Origin of the sequence: Enterobacter cloacae complex sp. P24RS, assembly GCF_014982165.1 — a bacterium.
GTDB classification, from domain to species: domain Bacteria; phylum Pseudomonadota; class Gammaproteobacteria; order Enterobacterales; family Enterobacteriaceae; genus Enterobacter; species Enterobacter quasihormaechei.
Genome location: NZ_JADCKU010000014.1, coordinates 78,341 through 94,021, shown reverse-complemented (window position 1 = coordinate 94,021; position 15,681 = coordinate 78,341). Strand labels below are relative to the sequence as shown.

The following is a 15,681-nucleotide window of genomic DNA, read 5'->3' as shown; positions in this document are numbered from 1 at the left end:
AATATTGTCTATACTTAATATGCATTCCTTTCCGTGAATCGATAATTCAGGAGAAAGTATTATGACCTTTACCAGCAAAAAATTAGCCGCCGCTGTTCTGGCAATCACTGTAGCAATGTCCCTGAGCGCCTGCTCTAACTGGTCTAAACGTGACCGTAACACCGCAATTGGTGCCGGTGCTGGTGCGCTTGGTGGTGCAGTGTTAACGGATGGTAGTACGCTGGGTACGTTAGGTGGTGCTGCCGTAGGTGGTGTTATCGGTCACCAGGTGGGCAAATAATCACCATAACGGTTCTCACCGGTATAATAATATATTTTGTATTTTCAGGTCTGACTTACGCACGTAAAAAAAAAGAGCCACGGCAATGTCCGTGGCTCATTTATTTTAGCCGCCCGCCAGTTTGACTTTCATGCCTTTGGCTTCCAGCAGCGATTTAATTAAATCGCGTTTATCGCCCTGAATTTCAATAATGCCGTCTTTCACTGCCCCACCGCATCCGCATTTCTTTTTAAGCTCAGCGGCGAGCTTTACCAGCTCTGCATCATCCAGATCGACGCCGGTGACCAGGCAAACGCCTTTGCCCTTTCTGCCGCTGGTCTGGCGCTGGATCCGCACGATGCCATCGCCTTTCGGGCGTTCCGCTTTCTCTTTTGGCGCTTCGATGCGCCCGGTATCCGTTGAATAGACCAGACGACTGTTGGCGTCACGCATTATGCCCCCTTTTTCAGTGATGCATTAATCGCTTTCAGGGTCTCTGCCGGATGAGCAGATTGCGTCACCGGGCGACCAATCACCATATAGTCTACACCCGCGCTCAGCGCCTGCTCTGGCGTCATGATGCGTCGCTGATCTCCTGACTCACTGCCCGCCGGACGAATACCCGGCGTCACCAGCTTAAAGTCGCGGCCTAACTCAGTTTTGAAACGAACCGCCTCCTGAGCGGAACAGACCACCCCATCAAGGCCACACTGTTGCGTGAGGCGAGCGAGACACTCCGCATGTTCGGCAGGTGACAACGTCACACCCAGGTCGCGCAGGTCGGATTCATCCATACTGGTCAGCACGGTGACGGCGATCAGAAGCGGTGCGTCATTGCCAAACGGCATCAGCGCTTCGCGCGCCGCTGTCATCATCCGTGCCCCGCCGGAAGCATGAACGTTAACCATCCACACTCCCAGTTCAGCCGCCGCAGCAACGGCGTGCGCAGTGGTATTAGGAATATCGTGAAATTTCAGGTCGAGGAAAACGTCGAAACCACGCTGGTGCAGATCGCGAACGATTTGCGGGCCGAAAAGCGTAAACATCTCTTTGCCGACTTTCAGACGGCAGTCGCGGGGATCAATACCATCAACAAAGGCCAGTGCGGCGTCACGGTTATTGTAATCCAGAGCAACAACAACGGGAGAATCGGTAACTACGCGGGAAGTGGAGGAAGTAACAGACGTCATGACCAGCCCTTTTCGTCTATGGGCGCACAGCGGCGCGAAACAGATAAACGGCGTGCATTCTACCTGCCATCGGCATAAATGAACAGAATCGAATGCTTTTCCTGCTGAACCACAGACCGCACGGTGCTGACGGAATGAATGCACCCATTAGTATGTTGTAACTAAAATCAGGTGTTTTAAAAAATTCACTGCCCGTCCAGACCACGGATTGGCTTAATGGTGGACCACGCACGGCATGAAGGGCAATGCCAGTAGAGCGAGTAAGCGGTAAAGCCACATTTCTGGCAGCGATAGCGCGGTTTACTCCGCACCTGCTCGCCCACCATGTCTCGCAGCACCATCAGACTCTCTTTAGCGCGCCCCTCTTCTGCATCGTTAAGGTGGTAATCCATCAGCTTGTGAAAGACACGCATCGTCGGATGGCGCTGCAACTGACGGGTAATATACACCTGGGCGGTATCACTCCCTTCGTGCTGTTCAACGACGTCGGACAGCATCAGCTCGGCGGTAGCCCCGGTGTTCTCTTCAACGCAGCGGCGCAAAAACGCAACCCATTCATCCTGCTTACCTAACTGCTGATAGCAGGTTTGCAGCATTTCCAGCGTTTCGCTGACCAGCTCTTTGTCCTGATCGATAACGCGAAGCAGGCTTTCCACCGCTTTAGCGTAGTCACCGTTTGCCATGAAGACCCGCCCCATCATGATCGAGATGCGGGCGCTGTTGCGATCGGCCGCGGCGCCTTTCTTGAGCAATGCCATGGCTTTATCCATGTCATCGCTACCCATTTGCTGAAGGGCCAGTTCGCAGTAAAAGTGGGCAATCTCAACGCGCTGTTTGTCTTTGCCGAGTTTGACCAGCCGTTCAGCGGTATCAATCGCTTTTTGCCAGTCGCTGGTAGCCTGGTAGATTTGCAGAAGCTGCTGAAGCGCACCGATACGGAAATCGGTCTCATCCACCAGCTGGGAGAACATATCTTCAGCGCGATCGTAAAGCCCCGCCGCCATATAATCTCTGCCCAACTGCTGCACGGCCAGCAACCGCTGCTCATAGGTCAACGACGCGCTTTCCATCAGGGTCTGGTGGATACGGATGGCACGGTCAACCTCTCCGCGCGAGCGGAACAGGTTTCCCAGGGTGAGATGCGCCTCTACGGTGCCGGTATCCTCTTTGAGCATGTCGAGGAACAGATCGACCGCTTTATCCTGCTGATTGCTCAGCAGGAAGTTCACCCCCGCAACGTAGTCACGGGAGAGTCGGTTTGCTTCATCCTGTTTTGTTTGTTGCGCGCTTCTGCGGCCCATATACCAGCCATAGGCTGCGGCGACAGGCAAAAGCAGAAACAACAACTCCAGCATATTCGATTATTCCTTGACTACCGGCACACCAGAGCTCGCCGGAATGTCAGTCGCAGGCGTAAGTTGATGTTCAAGTCGTTTAATTTTACGTTCAGCGCGAACAAGAGAAACACGAACCTTAAGCCAGAACAGGCCGCATACGAGCCAGCCAATGACAAAACCCGCTGCGAACAACACGGCCAGCAGGCTCGACACCCGGTACTCGCCCTGCGCCAGCAGATAGTTGAAACTGACCTGTTGATCGTTTTGCGCGCCCAATGTGACTGAAATGACAAAAATCGCCAGTACCAGTAAGAAAATGAGTAAATATTTCACATGACTTCCCGTTATGTGGTTCGAGCGTATAAAGCGTGTTCAACTCACTGCAATCAGCCTTATAAGCTACCATTTTAGTGGCGGGCGCGAAATGGAAAAAGTGACGCGCCCTTCATGGATTTATGGTCAAATTGCGGAATATCAACCTTCAGGTTCCGCCAGACTCCCTTTCGGCTATTTCTTGCTCCTCTTGCGGCGGCGGCGTCAGTGGTCCACAAAAACGTTGTGCAAGCCATGTCGCCAGCGTCACCAGTATCCACGAGATCAGCGTTGCCACCACCAAATCACGCGGCCAGTGCATCCCGAGCAGCATTCGGCTGCCCATTACGCCTGTCGCCCAGACAAGCAAAATCGCAATAGTGAGGGTACGCCGACGCGGCCACAGAAGCCCCACGCCGAGTAACGCCCAACTGGCAGCAAACATTGTATGACCAGAAGGAAAGGCAAAGCCGGTCTCTTTTTGCCAGTGTTTGCGTAAAAAGGCCGGGATATCCTGCTGTTCCGCAAGCTGTTCTTTCACCAGCGCCCCGCGATCCTTACGCTTTAAAGTGTAGAACTCATCTACCGGAATATGGTGCGTTTTTTCCAGCCAGACAACAAAGGGTCGGGGCTCCTGCACGCGATCCTTCACCCATGACTTCACACCCTGCCCCACAAGAATGGCGCCACCGAGAATGGCAAACAGCACCAGCGCCGCGCGAAGGCGAAAGCGCAGGCACCACAGAAACCATGCACACAGCAGCACATGCGTAATAATCCCCCACGGCTGGGTAACCGTTTCGGTTATCCAGTATAAGACTTTCAGCCATGTCTCGTTATGTCCAGGCTGCCACATCCAGCCGGAGAACCAAACGACAAGGGGTATAACAAGCAATACGGCGGCCCCGGCGGCCGTACGTCTGGCAATTGAAAGCATGTCCTCTCCTTTTTGACTAAGCACCACAATCATAACTGAATTTCATCATTCTGGTGGATATGTCGGATCGTGCGTTTAACGTCCGTATAGCGTGGTGGTGATTAGGTGAAGTTGCCGGGCTTGTGGCAAAATAGGCGAATACAGAAAGCAAAATGGGGCACAGACACGAAACGTGTCAGCCTTCTCTGGAGAATCACATGCAGCTTAAACGTGTGGCAGAAGCCAAACTGCCAACCCCATGGGGCGATTTCCTGATGGTGGGTTTTGAAGAACTGGCAACCGGACAAGATCACGTCGCGCTCGTATACGGTGACATTTCAGGACAGACGCCGGTACTGTCTCGCGTTCATTCAGAGTGTCTGACCGGTGACGCGCTGTTCAGCCTGCGCTGTGACTGCGGTTTCCAGCTCGAAGCCGCCCTTTCTCATATCGCAGAGGAAGGCCGTGGCGTACTGCTGTATCACCGCCAGGAAGGCCGCAATATCGGGCTGCTGAATAAAATCCGCGCCTATGCGTTGCAGGATCAGGGCTACGATACGGTCGAAGCCAACCATCAGCTCGGCTTTGCTGCTGACGAACGCGATTTCACCCTGTGCGCGGATATGTTCAAGCTGCTGGGCGTGGACGAAGTGCGTCTGTTGACCAACAACCCGAAAAAAGTAGAGATCCTTACTGAAGCGGGCATCAACATCGTTGAGCGCGTGCCGCTGATTGTTGGCCGCAACCCGAAAAACGCGCACTACCTCGATACCAAAGCCGCCAAAATGGGCCATCTGCTGAGCGAGTAATCGCAAAACGCCCGGCACGTCTGCCGGGCGAGTTTTATCAGTCCAGCATCTTACGAATCACATAATGCAAAATGCCTTCGTTCTGGTAATAGGTCAGTTCTGTTGCGGTATCAATGCGACACCGGCACTCCAGCACCTCCGTTCGACCGTCTGCACGCGTTAACTTTACGGGCACCGTTTTACCCGGTTGCAGATTTTGCAGACCGCTGATATCAATCTGCTCTTCCCCGGTCAGCCCCAGCGTTTTACGCGTAACGCCCTGCGGAAACTCAAGCGGCAGGATCCCCATCCCGATCAGGTTTGAACGGTGAATACGCTCAAAGGATTCGGCAATGACCACGCGAACCCCCAGCAGACGCGGGCCTTTCGCAGCCCAGTCGCGGCTGGAGCCGGAGCCGTACTCTTTCCCGGCAATCACGGCCAGCGGTGTCCCCTCCTGCTGATACTTCACGGCAGCGTCATAAATTGAAATGACCTCCGTATCCGGCAGGTGGCGCGTCATGCCCCCTTCCACGCCAGGCACCATTTCATTACGAATGCGGATGTTGGCAAAGGTCCCGCGCATCATCACTTCGTGGTTACCGCGACGCGAGCCGTAGGAGTTAAAATCACGTCGCTCCACGCCCCGGCTTTGCAGATAACGTCCCGCAGGGCTATCCGCCTTGATGCTTCCCGCCGGGGAGATATGGTCAGTCGTGACGGAGTCCCCCAGCATGGCCAGGATCCGCGCACCCTGAATATCCTTCAGCGGTGCGGGCTCTGCCAGCATCTCATCGAAGAATGGCGACAGGCGGATATAGGTGGAATCATCCTGCCAGTCATAGGTATCGGAACCCACCACGTCGATCGTTTTCCACTCCGGTGTCCCTTCGAACACTTCCGCATACTCTTTGCGGAACATCTCGGTGGAGACTTTCTCGACCGCACGCGCAATTTCACGCGATGATGGCCAGATGTCTTTCAGATAGACCGGTTCATTCTTGCGATCGTGACCAATCGGATCGGTCGCCAGGTTAATGTTCATGTTTCCGGCCAGAGCGTAAGCCACAACCAGTGGTGGCGAGGCCAGCCAGTTGGTCTTCACCAGCGGATGAATACGCCCTTCAAAGTTTCGGTTACCGGAAAGCACCGCGCCCACGGTCAAATCCCCCTGCTTGATCGCCACTTCAATAGGTTCAGGCAGTGGACCCGAGTTACCGATACAGGTGGTACAGCCATAGCCCACCAGGTTAAAGCCCAGCTCGTCGAGATAAGGCGTGAGTCTGGCCTGCGCCAGATAATCAGACACCACTTTCGAGCCCGGCGCCAGAGACGCTTTCACCCACGGCTGTGGCTTAAGCCCCAGCTCGACCGCCTTTTTCGCCAGCAGCCCGGCGGCCATTAGCACGCTCGGGTTGGACGTGTTGGTACAGGAGGTAATAGCGGCGATTACCACGGCGCCGTCAGGGAGCTGATACTGATGCCCGTTGAGCACGTAGTCCACCGGACGGTGATCTTTTTGCGCGGCATTGACCTCCAGCTCATTGCTGGCGGCAAAAGCTTTCGGTACGTTGCTCAGCGCGACGCGGTCCTGAGGACGTTTCGGCCCTGCGAGGCTTGCCTCAACGGTGCCCATATCCAGCTCCAGCGTACTGGTAAATACCGGCTCGTCGCCCGGGTTACGCCACATGCCCTGCGCTTTAGTGTAAGCCTCGACGAGGGCAACCTGCTCCTCGCTGCGACCGCTGAGACGCATGTACTCAAGCGTTACGCCATCAATCGGGAAAAAGCCGCAGGTTGCGCCATATTCCGGTGCCATATTGGCGATGGTGGCGCGGTCCGCCAGCGGCAGAGAATCCAGGCCATCACCATAAAATTCAACGAATTTGCCTACCACGCCATGCTTACGCAGCATCTGGGTGACCGTCAGGACCAGATCCGTGGCGGTAATGCCTTCGGACAGCTTACCGGTCAGCTTAAAGCCCACCACATCGGGAATGAGCATCGATACCGGCTGGCCAAGCATGGCCGCTTCCGCTTCGATACCGCCCACGCCCCAGCCCAGTACGCCGAGGCCGTTAATCATGGTTGTGTGAGAGTCGGTGCCCACCAGCGTATCCGGGTACGCAACCCACTCCTTATCCTGCAATTCACTCCAGACGGCTTTACCAAGATATTCCAGGTTCACCTGGTGGCAAATTCCGGTGCCCGGTGGAACGACGCTGAAGCGGCTGAACGCCTGCTGACCCCATTTAAGGAATACGTAGCGTTCATGGTTACGTTCCATTTCCAGACGGACGTTTTCGCCGAAAGCATCGTCGTCACCGAAGTGGTCGACGGTGACGGAGTGGTCGATGACGAGGTCTACCGGGGAGAGCGGATTAACCTTAGCGGTATCGCCCCCGAGACGCTTGACGGCTTCACGCATGGCGGCCAAATCCACAACCGCCGGCACGCCGGTGAAGTCCTGCATCAGCACCCTGGCCGGGCGATAGGCAATTTCTCTGTCTGCATGTGCATTCTTAAGCCACCCTGCCAGAGCCTGGATATCCTCCTCGGTAACCGAGTCGCCATCCTGCCAGCGTAAGAGGTTTTCCAGTAAGACTTTCAACGACTTGGGCAACCGCGAAATGTCCCCAAGCGTGCTGGCAGCCAGCGGTAAGCTGTAGTAGTGCCAGGTTTTATTTTCCGCCTGTAACGTGTCCTTACTGGCTTCGCGTAGGGTTAACGACATAAGCTCCTCCTTAAAAACAGGGATGTCCTGACAATCATCAGGGCTGTAATTAAAGATAACACAAAGATGTCGTAACGTTTTGATAACAACCCAAATTGATAAATTTCGGAATGGTCCAACGCGAGGGATAAAACAAAAAAACCCCGCCGTGGCGAGGTTTTACGATTTAGTGGAGAGCCAGCCAGATAAGCTGACACCAGAAGAGGATCGACGCTGAGAATACGCCGAGCCATGACCAGTATTTTACGGTTGTCATGTTATTTGTCATAGGGACACCAGTCTTTAATTATTTGAGGTTCCGAGGTCTGCCCTCGATCTATATTGCTGATGTGTATTTATTAAAGAGTACAAAAGCGCACAGTCTTTATTCAGACTATTTGCATCGTTACGCAAAAAGCAAAATTATTGTTTTTTGGGCTCGTCTTCCGCGAACACATCAATAAAGGCCTGCTGCTGTGGCGTCAGTTTCCAGGAGGCTGGCACGCTGGTTGCTGGCACCTTGCGCGCTTTGTGAGCATTGTCACGAAGCTGACATATCTCTTTTCGCACTTCCGTACGCACCGTCATGACCATATTCAACCCCAGAATTTCCAGACAAGGAGAGCAACCACCACCCAGAACAGGGCAGAGCCAAGAAAGACCGCCAGCCAGGCTTTACGCTTAAGTGCGGGATCCCTTTGCGGTTCTTCACTTCCTGACGGCATTGCTAACCTCATACAATCGACATCGCTTATCATTTAGAGACCAAACAATTGGCACAAGTAATCATCTGATGAGATAAATCCTAAAGAAACTTTAGCCGAAAAGCCAGTGAATTTACGCATCTGGGCCTGGGAAAAATTCAATCTTTTGACCAGAAATAAATAATTGAAAAGAATAATTTGCACACCTGTAAATTAGTTTCTACTTTTGTCGCAAATTTGCGACAGTAAAACCCCAATCATCAAATGGGTTATGACGATATATGACAGTCGGCGCAAATGCGGTTAATTCTAATTTAGCTTAAAGAGGAATGGCGGTATCTTTCCGCAGGAGAAAGATACCGGATGTGATTATTTGGCAGGAAGTTTGATGTCTTTAAACATCTCTTCAATATCTTCGTTGGAACGTAACGCTACGGCCGTATCTACCACGTCACGCGTTAAATGGGGCGCGAAGCGTTGAATAAAATCATACATATAGCTGCGCAGGAACGTGCTGCGACGAAAACCAATCTTGGTGGTGCTGTGGCTGAAAATATCATGCGCGTCCAGACGCACCAGATCCGGGTCTGAGACAGGATCCACCGCCATGCTGGCAATAACCCCCACGCCCAGGCCCAGACGCACGTAGGTTTTTATGACGTCCGCGTCCGTCGCGGTGAAGACAATCCGAGGCGTTAATCCGGCGCGGTTAAAAGCGGTGTCCAGCTCAGAACGGCCCGTAAAACCGAACGTATAGGTTACCAGCGGGTATTGCGCCAGCTCTTCTATTGTCACTTCACCCTTCCCCGCCAGCGGATGGTCAGGAGTCACGACAATGGAGCGGTTCCAGTGGTAGCACGGCAACATAACCAGGTCATCGTACAGATGAAGGGCTTCCGTCGCGATGGCAAAATCGGCATTACCTTTGGACACGGCCTCGGCAATTTGTGTCGGCGATCCCTGATGCATATGCAGGGAAACGCGGGGATAGCGTTCAATGAAACCTTTAATCACCCCGGGAAGCGCGTAACGCGCCTGGGTGTGCGTGGTGGCAATATACAGTGAGCCTTTATCCGGCCAGGTGTGTTCCCCTGCAACGGATTTAATGGCATCAACTTTGGAAAGCACTTCCCGCGCAATGCGGATAATTTCCTGTCCTGCCGGCGTGACCTGCGTCAGGTGCTTACCGCTGCGGGCAAATATCTGAATACCCAACTCATCCTCCAGCATACGCACCTGCTTGCTGATGCCGGGCTGCGAGGTATAAAGGCCTTCTGCGGTGGAAGAGACATTAAGGTTGTGATTAACGACCTCAACGATATAGCGAAGCTGCTGTAATTTCATGCCAGACCATCCGATTTAACGCACGCGACAATCGCTTAAGACGATTTAATAATAAGAAACGGGTTAACTATAACCACTATATCATTTATAGCCAGGCTGTATAGTACGGAACAAAAAATAATAACGAGGTAATAAAAAAGGGCCGGAGATCCGGCCCTTTCACAGGTAAGTTACGGTAAGAGCAGATTATTTTTTGCCTTCAACCCATTTACCGTCGATAAAGAAGGCTGACCAGCCGGTCGCTTTACCCTCTTTTTCTGCCGCCACATACTGCTGCTTCGTTTTACGGCTGAAACGCACCACGGTTTTGTTGCCTTCCGGATCCTGCTGTGGCGCATCGGCCAGGTAACGCAGTTTCTCCGGCAGGCGATCGCGGAAGCGGTACAGTTCTTCGACCAGCGGCGCACGAGTCTCGCGCGATTTCGGGAAGGTGTTAGCGGCCAGGAACACCCCGGCAGCGCCGTCACGCAGGACGAAATAGGCGTCTGACTTCTCGCACGGCAGTTCCGGAAGCGGAACCGGATCTTCCTTCGGCGGCGCAACTTCACCGTTACGCAGGATCTTACGCGTGTTTTTACAGTCGTCGTTGGTACATGCCATGTACTTACCGAAGCGTCCCATTTTCAGGTGCATTTCGGAACCACATTTCTCACACTCCACGACCGGACCGTCATAGCCCTTAATGCGGAACTCGCCTTCTTCGATCTCATAACCGTCGCAGGTCGGGTTATTACCGCAAACGTGCAGCTTACGTTTCGGATCGATCAGATAGCTGTCCATCGCCGTGCCGCATTTCTTACAGCGGCGTTTGGCGCGCAGCGCGTTGGTTTCCGCATCGTCCCCTTCCAGCACGTTGAGAACTTCGTTCTCCGGCACGAGATTGATGGTGGTTTTGCAGCGCTCTTTCGGAGAAAGTGCATAACCAGAACAACCGAGGAATACGCCCGTTGTTGCGGTACGAATTCCCATTTTACGGCCACAGGTTGGGCAGTCGATGCTGGTGAGCACCATCTGGTTAGGCAGCATGCCGCCTTCTTCAGGATCTTTCTCAGCTTTCTCAAGCTGGCTGGTAAAATCGCTGAAGAAGCTGTCGAGAACTTTCTTCCACTCGGCCTTATGGCTGGCAACCTCATCGAGGCTGTCTTCCATCTGCGCGGTGAAGTCATAGTTCATCAGCTCACGGAAGTTAGCTTCCAGTCGGTCGGTGACAATCTCACCCATTTTTTCAGCATAGAAACGACGGTTCTCAACGCGAACGTATCCACGATCCTGAATGGTCGAAATGATTGACGCATAGGTAGACGGGCGACCGATGCCGCGTTTTTCCAGCTCTTTTACCAGCGATGCTTCGCTAAAACGCGCAGGCGGCTTGGTGAAGTGCTGAGCCGGGACCAGATCGACCAGCGACAGCTCGTCCCCTTTGTTGACCGAAGGCAGCGTTCTGTCTTCATCACCTTTGCGCAGCGCAGGCATCACTTTTGTCCAGCCGTCGAAGCGCAGGATACGACCGCGCGCTTTCAGGCGGAAATCACCCGCACCAACGGTCAGCGTGGTGGAGTCGTATTTCGCTGGCGTCATCTGGCAGGCCACGAACTGGCGCCAGATCAGCTGATACAGCTTCTGCGCGTCCGCTTCCATATCCTTCAGCGATTCGGCCAGGACGGAAACGTCAGAAGGACGAATCGCTTCGTGCGCTTCCTGAGAGTTCTCTTTGCTGGCGTACTGATTAGGACTGTCCGGCAGGTATTTCTTACCGAAGTTATCCTCAATATAACCGCGCACCATGCTGACAGCGTCCTGGCTCAGGTTGGTGGAGTCAGTACGCATGTAGGTAATGTAACCCGCTTCATACAGACGCTGGGCCATCATCATGGTTTTCTTAACGCCGTAACCCAGACGCGTGCTTGCCGCCTGCTGGAGCGTTGACGTGATAAACGGTGCGCCAGGCTTGCTGCTGGTCGGTTTGTCTTCACGATCCAGAACCTGATAACGCGCTTTTTCCAGCAGCGCCACGGCGGCCATGGTCTGGTCGCGATTTTCAGGACGGAACGGCTTGTCGTTGTGGTGGCTCACCTGCAACGGCAGCGCATCGCCGCCCGGCGTGGTGACGTTGGCATCCACTTCCCAGAACTCTTCCGGGACGAACGCTTTGATTTCGCGTTCGCGTTCAACAACCAGACGAACGGCCACGGACTGCACGCGCCCCGCAGACAGGCCGCGCGCGACCTTTTTCCACAGCAGCGGCGAGACCATGTAGCCTACAACGCGGTCCATAAAGCGACGCGCCTGCTGAGCGTTGACGCGGTCGATATTCAGTTCACCCGGCTTTTCAAACGCCTGACGAATCGCATTCTTTGTAATTTCGTTAAACACTACGCGGCTGTAGCGTTTGTCATCACCCCCGATCACTTCCCGCAGGTGCCATGCGATGGCCTCCCCTTCGCGGTCAAGGTCGGTTGCGAGATAAATGTGGTCTGCTTTTTCAGCAAGCTGCTTCAGCTCGTTAACGACTTTTTCTTTGCCTGGCAGCACTTCGTATTGTGCATCCCAGTTGTGCCATGGGTTAACACCCATGCGGTTGACAAGCGCGCTACGTTCATCCTTTTTAGGCTTTTTAGCCCCTTTGGTGGAGGTAGAGTCTGCGCTCTTTTTGCTGGCTGAGCCACTGGTCGGCAAATCGCGAATGTGACCAACGCTGGACTTAACCACGTAGTCATTGCCCAGATATTTATTGATCGTTTTGGCTTTTGCCGGGGACTCAACGATGACGAGAGCTTTACCCATATTCACCTTTACCTAATTTAATTCTTCCAGGAATACGCCGCACGTTGATTTCCCTTCCGCTGACGACGAGCCATTGATATTGCGACGTCGTCAGGGGATATCAACCCCTATGTCTTACCGAACGTCAGAATGGCGACATCCAGGTCATTGAGTTTTCGGGTATTTTTCTCACATCAAAGTTCATTCGTGACGAATTCCCGGTCGAATGTCAAGCAATTCTGTTGCCAGAATGACGAAAGCGCACACTGTACCTGATAAAATTCGTTACGCAACTTTATTAGCATGCAAAAGCAATTCCCGCCAGCCAATCCCCTTTCCTTATCCCCTCGGATAACAGGGAAAATTTGCCCCTGAAGCGACCCAGGGGTAGACTATTGTCACTGTTTAAGGAGTGGAATATGCAGAAAACGACCCAACCCATTGACCGAGCTTCTCTGCTTATCGAAGCAAACAAACTCATTCGCGACCATGAAGACACCCTGGCGGGGATCGAAGCGACTGGCGTGGAACAGCGTAATGGTGTGCTGGTGTTCAGCGGTGAATATTTCCTTGATGAACAGGGGTTGCCAACCCCGAAAAGCACCGCCGTATTTAACATGTTTAAATACCTGGCGCATGCCCTCTCAGAGAAGTATCACCTGGTCGATTAAAAGTAAAAACGCGAGGCATATGCCTCGCGTTTTTCTTTAGAGCAACGGCTTTTGACCGCGCTGCAACCAGCGCAGCAGCAGGCGATCCGCGCTTTCTGCCGCACTATTGGTAAAACGGTCGAGGAGGCGCTTACGACGGGTGAAGCGCACCCCCACCAGCTCACGACCTTCCATCAGGTTTATCAGGAGATCGTCGCTGGTACCCACTTCATCCACCAGCCCTTTCTCCTGCGCCTGCGTGCCGTACCAGTGTTCGCCCGTAGCTACCTGCTCAATGTCCAGCGTTGGGCGCATGCGGTGCACGAAATCTTTGAACAGATGGTGGGTTTCGTTCAGATCTTCCCGGAACTTCTGCCGTCCCTCTTCGGTGTTCTCGCCGAGCAGCGTGAGCGTACGTTTGTACTGACCCGCCGTATGCAGTTCGATATCGATCTCTTTGTTTTTCAGGAAACGATTGAAGTTAGGGATCTGCGCGACCACCCCTATCGAGCCGATAATTGAAAAAGGTGCTGCGACGATTTTATCCGCCACGCACGCCATCATGTAGCCGCCGCTCGCCGCGACTTTATCTACCGCTACGGTGAGCGGGATCTGTTTATCACGCAGACGCTGTAACTGCGACGCCGCCAGTCCATACCCATGCACGACGCCGCCGGGGCTTTCAAGGCGTACTACAACCTGATCCTGCGGTGTCGCCACGGCCAGTACCGCCGTCACTTCTTCGCGCAAAGAGGAGACTTCATGCGCGTCCATACTGCCTTTAAAATCGAGCACATAAACGCGCGGCTTTGCATCAACCTGCGGCGCGGCGAGCTTTGCTTTCGCCTTCGCCGCTTTGGCTTCCTGTTTATGTTTTTTCTTCTGGGCTTTTAGCCACAGCTTCTGTTGATGATCGTCCAGCAGCGCCAGAGACATCTCCTCCTGCATCTCTTTATACTGCTCGCTCAGGCGGGTAATGCGTAACTCACCACGCTGACGCTTACGCTGCGTCAGGTTGACAATCAGAGCGGCAATCACCGCGATAGCAATAACCACCGTCGCGATTTTCGCCAAAAACAACCCATATTGAGAAAGTAATTCCACGCGTCCACCTTGATTTAACCACGAATCTTTCCCGCCAGTGTACAACAGCCCTGCGCGGGCGTCTCGCTCTGGACATTACCTCTGCGAGGCGGCTTCAGGAATCCCCCTGTTCTGGTTTAAATCTTTGCAAATTGTTAATTTCCCAGCGTTCTGTCCTGTAGACTGATTGAATTCTGACGCTGTTTCGGGCATAAAGCCGAAAAGTCATAAATAAAGGTGCAAGTCACGCTCAATGCGCCTGAGGAGCCACCGTGCATTATCAGCCACAAAAAAACCTTCTACAGAACCGCATCATTCTGGTTACCGGTGCCAGCGACGGGATTGGTCGCGAAGCGGCGCTGACCTATTCTGAATACGGTGCGAGCCTTATTCTGCTGGGACGTAACGAAGAAAAGCTAAAATCCGTTGCCCGTGAAATCGAAGACGCCGGCGGTACGCCCACGCCCTGGTATACGCTCGATCTGCTGACCTGCACGCCAGCGTCATGCCAGGCCCTTGCCCAGCGCATCAGCACGCATTATCCCCGTCTTGACGGCGTGCTGCACAACGCGGGATTGCTGGGCGAAGTGCGCCCGATGGATGAACAGGATCCGGAGATTTGGCAGCAGGTGATGCAGGTTAACGTCAACGGGACGTTTTTCCTGACTCAGGCCTTGCTTCCTTTATTACTCAAGTCAGATTCCGGCTCGCTGGTGTTTACCTCCTCCAGCGTAGGTCGTCAGGGCCGTGCGAACTGGGGAGCTTACGCAGCCTCAAAATTTGCCACCGAAGGAATGATGCAGGTGCTGGCTGAAGAGTATCAAAACCGCCATTTGCGGGTAAACTGCATTAACCCTGGCGGTACGCGCACCAAAATGCGTGCCAGCGCGTTCCCCACAGAAGATCCGCAGAAGCTTAAAACCCCGGCCGATATCATGCCCCTTTACCTGTGGCTGATGGGTGACGACAGCCGTCGCAAAACCGGGATGACCTTCGATGCCCAGCCAGGCCGTAAACCGGGGATATCGCAATGAGTGAAGACCGCCATCAGCAGCGCCAGCAGCGTCTGAAAGAACAGGTTGACGCACGTGTGGCCGCCGCCCAGGACGAACGCGGGATCCTCATCGTGTTCACCGGTAACGGCAAAGGCAAAACCACAGCCGCCTTCGGTACCGCCACCCGCGCCGTTGGCCATGGGCAGAAAGTGGGCGTGATCCAGTTTATCAAGGGAGAATGGCCCAACGGCGAGCGTAATCTACTCGAACCGCATGGCGTTGAGTTCCAGGTTATGGCGACCGGTTTCACCTGGGATACCCAGAACCGGGAAACGGATACCGCAGCCTGCCTCGCCGTCTGGGAGCATGCCAAAAGAATGCTCTCAGATCCGACGCTGAATATGGTGTTGCTGGATGAGATCACCTATATGGTGGCCTATGACTACCTGCCGCTGGAAGCCGTGCTGGAGGCGCTCAGGAATCGTCCTGCACACCAGACGGCGATCGTCACGGGGCGCGGGTGTCATCGGGATATTCTGGAGATTGCAGATACCGTCAGCGAGCTGCGTCCGGTTAAGCATGCGTTCGATGCGGGTATCAAAGCGCAGATGGGGATTGATTACTAAA

At 53.9% G+C, this 15,681-nt stretch carries 17 protein-coding genes; 5 read left to right on the top strand and 12 right to left on the bottom strand.

The features are described from left to right. The first annotated feature begins 61 nt into the window (after positions 1-61). On the top strand, positions 62-280 hold the full coding sequence (osmB, locus tag INF58_RS15580; RefSeq protein WP_017384212.1) for an osmotically-inducible lipoprotein OsmB: 219 nt from the start codon (positions 62-64) through the stop codon (positions 278-280). 105 nt (positions 281-385) lie between these two features. Here the strand turns inward: osmB and yciH are convergent, their stop codons facing one another. The 5 genes from yciH to pgpB form a co-directional block, all read right to left on the bottom strand. Next, complete coding sequence (gene yciH, locus INF58_RS15575) at positions 386-712, bottom strand: stress response translation initiation inhibitor YciH (protein WP_193528036.1); 327 nt, start codon at positions 710-712, stop codon at positions 386-388. Further along, positions 712-1,449, bottom strand: coding sequence for an orotidine-5'-phosphate decarboxylase (gene pyrF / locus INF58_RS15570; protein ID WP_193528035.1), 738 nt, complete (start codon positions 1,447-1,449; stop codon positions 712-714). Before pyrF ends, yciH begins: the two co-directional genes overlap by 1 nt. A 185-nt stretch (positions 1,450-1,634) precedes the next feature. Continuing rightward, complete coding sequence (gene lapB, locus INF58_RS15565; protein WP_063452279.1) at positions 1,635-2,804, bottom strand: lipopolysaccharide assembly protein LapB; 1,170 nt, start codon at positions 2,802-2,804, stop codon at positions 1,635-1,637. Positions 2,805-2,810: 6 nt separating this feature from the next. Then, a complete protein-coding gene (locus tag INF58_RS15560; protein WP_006810839.1) occupies positions 2,811-3,119 on the bottom strand; it encodes a LapA family protein in 309 nt (102 codons plus the stop codon). A gap of 148 nt (positions 3,120-3,267) precedes the next feature. Next, complete coding sequence (pgpB, locus tag INF58_RS15555; protein WP_193528034.1) at positions 3,268-4,035, bottom strand: phosphatidylglycerophosphatase B; 768 nt, start codon at positions 4,033-4,035, stop codon at positions 3,268-3,270. A gap of 197 nt (positions 4,036-4,232) precedes the next feature. On the opposite strand from pgpB, the gene ribA reads away from it, so the two are divergent. Beyond that, a complete protein-coding gene (gene ribA, locus INF58_RS15550) occupies positions 4,233-4,823 on the top strand; it encodes a GTP cyclohydrolase II (RefSeq protein ID WP_013096372.1) in 591 nt (196 codons plus the stop codon). Between the two features lie 37 nt (positions 4,824-4,860). On the opposite strand, the gene acnA is transcribed toward ribA, so the two are convergent. The 6 genes from acnA to topA all read right to left on the bottom strand — a co-directional run bounded on the left by acnA (position 4,861) and on the right by topA (position 12,347). Next, on the bottom strand, positions 4,861-7,536 hold the full coding sequence (gene acnA, locus INF58_RS15545) for an aconitate hydratase AcnA (protein ID WP_193528033.1): 2,676 nt from the start codon (positions 7,534-7,536) through the stop codon (positions 4,861-4,863). Between the two features lie 166 nt (positions 7,537-7,702). After that, positions 7,703-7,804: a small membrane protein YmiC gene (gene ymiC / locus INF58_RS20980; RefSeq protein WP_063452276.1), complete on the bottom strand. Its 102-nt coding sequence runs from the start codon at positions 7,802-7,804 to the stop codon at positions 7,703-7,705. A gap of 134 nt (positions 7,805-7,938) precedes the next feature. Next, positions 7,939-8,109 (bottom strand): hypothetical protein, encoded by a 171-nt coding sequence (locus INF58_RS15540; protein WP_063866560.1) that lies wholly within the window; start codon positions 8,107-8,109, stop codon positions 7,939-7,941. Positions 8,110-8,111: 2 nt separating this feature from the next. Next, positions 8,112-8,252, bottom strand: a complete 141-nt coding sequence (locus INF58_RS15535; RefSeq protein WP_216636322.1) for a YmiA family putative membrane protein — start codon at positions 8,250-8,252, stop codon at positions 8,112-8,114. Positions 8,253-8,588: 336 nt separating this feature from the next. After that, positions 8,589-9,563, bottom strand: a complete 975-nt coding sequence (gene cysB, locus INF58_RS15530; protein WP_006810844.1) for an HTH-type transcriptional regulator CysB — start codon at positions 9,561-9,563, stop codon at positions 8,589-8,591. A gap of 186 nt (positions 9,564-9,749) precedes the next feature. Continuing rightward, positions 9,750-12,347: a type I DNA topoisomerase gene (topA, locus tag INF58_RS15525; RefSeq protein WP_193528032.1), complete on the bottom strand. Its 2,598-nt coding sequence runs from the start codon at positions 12,345-12,347 to the stop codon at positions 9,750-9,752. Between the two features lie 398 nt (positions 12,348-12,745). On the opposite strand from topA, the gene INF58_RS15520 reads away from it, so the two are divergent. Then, on the top strand, positions 12,746-12,997 hold the full coding sequence (locus INF58_RS15520; protein WP_063452272.1) for a YciN family protein: 252 nt from the start codon (positions 12,746-12,748) through the stop codon (positions 12,995-12,997). A gap of 36 nt (positions 12,998-13,033) precedes the next feature. On the opposite strand, the gene sohB is transcribed toward INF58_RS15520, so the two are convergent. Next, complete coding sequence (sohB, locus tag INF58_RS15515; RefSeq protein WP_193528031.1) at positions 13,034-14,080, bottom strand: protease SohB; 1,047 nt, start codon at positions 14,078-14,080, stop codon at positions 13,034-13,036. A 251-nt stretch (positions 14,081-14,331) separates the two neighbouring features. Between sohB and INF58_RS15510 the strand changes: the two genes are divergently transcribed. Both INF58_RS15510 and cobO read left to right on the top strand, forming a co-directional pair. After that, entirely contained in the window at positions 14,332-15,093 is a 762-nt protein-coding gene (locus INF58_RS15510) for a YciK family oxidoreductase (RefSeq protein ID WP_063866557.1), read from the top strand. Next, entirely contained in the window at positions 15,090-15,680 is a 591-nt protein-coding gene (gene cobO, locus INF58_RS15505) for a cob(I)yrinic acid a,c-diamide adenosyltransferase (RefSeq protein ID WP_193528030.1), read from the top strand. The genes INF58_RS15510 and cobO overlap by 4 nt, the downstream gene beginning before the upstream one ends. The last annotated feature ends 1 nt before the right edge of the window (position 15,681 follow it).

What these genes read in the sequence shown, in the direction of transcription:
- osmB (WP_017384212.1), top strand. Translation starts at nt 62, where the DNA reads ATGACCTTTACCAGCAAAAAATTAGCCGCCGCTGTTCTGGCAATCACT.
- yciH (WP_193528036.1), bottom strand. Translation starts at nt 712, where the DNA reads ATGCGTGACGCCAACAGTCGTCTGGTCTATTCAACGGATACCGGGCGC.
- pyrF (WP_193528035.1), bottom strand. Translation starts at nt 1,449, where the DNA reads ATGACGTCTGTTACTTCCTCCACTTCCCGCGTAGTTACCGATTCTCCC.
- lapB (WP_063452279.1), bottom strand. Translation starts at nt 2,804, where the DNA reads ATGCTGGAGTTGTTGTTTCTGCTTTTGCCTGTCGCCGCAGCCTATGGC.
- pgpB (WP_193528034.1), bottom strand. Translation starts at nt 4,035, where the DNA reads ATGCTTTCAATTGCCAGACGTACGGCCGCCGGGGCCGCCGTATTGCTT.
- ribA (WP_013096372.1), top strand. Translation starts at nt 4,233, where the DNA reads ATGCAGCTTAAACGTGTGGCAGAAGCCAAACTGCCAACCCCATGGGGC.
- acnA (WP_193528033.1), bottom strand. Translation starts at nt 7,536, where the DNA reads ATGTCGTTAACCCTACGCGAAGCCAGTAAGGACACGTTACAGGCGGAA.
- ymiC (WP_063452276.1), bottom strand. Translation starts at nt 7,804, where the DNA reads ATGACAAATAACATGACAACCGTAAAATACTGGTCATGGCTCGGCGTA.
- INF58_RS15540 (WP_063866560.1), bottom strand. Translation starts at nt 8,109, where the DNA reads ATGGTCATGACGGTGCGTACGGAAGTGCGAAAAGAGATATGTCAGCTT.
- INF58_RS15535 (WP_216636322.1), bottom strand. Translation starts at nt 8,252, where the DNA reads ATGAGGTTAGCAATGCCGTCAGGAAGTGAAGAACCGCAAAGGGATCCC.
- cysB (WP_006810844.1), bottom strand. Translation starts at nt 9,563, where the DNA reads ATGAAATTACAGCAGCTTCGCTATATCGTTGAGGTCGTTAATCACAAC.
- topA (WP_193528032.1), bottom strand. Translation starts at nt 12,347, where the DNA reads ATGGGTAAAGCTCTCGTCATCGTTGAGTCCCCGGCAAAAGCCAAAACG.
- INF58_RS15520 (WP_063452272.1), top strand. Translation starts at nt 12,746, where the DNA reads ATGCAGAAAACGACCCAACCCATTGACCGAGCTTCTCTGCTTATCGAA.
- cobO (WP_193528030.1), top strand. Translation starts at nt 15,090, where the DNA reads ATGAGTGAAGACCGCCATCAGCAGCGCCAGCAGCGTCTGAAAGAACAG.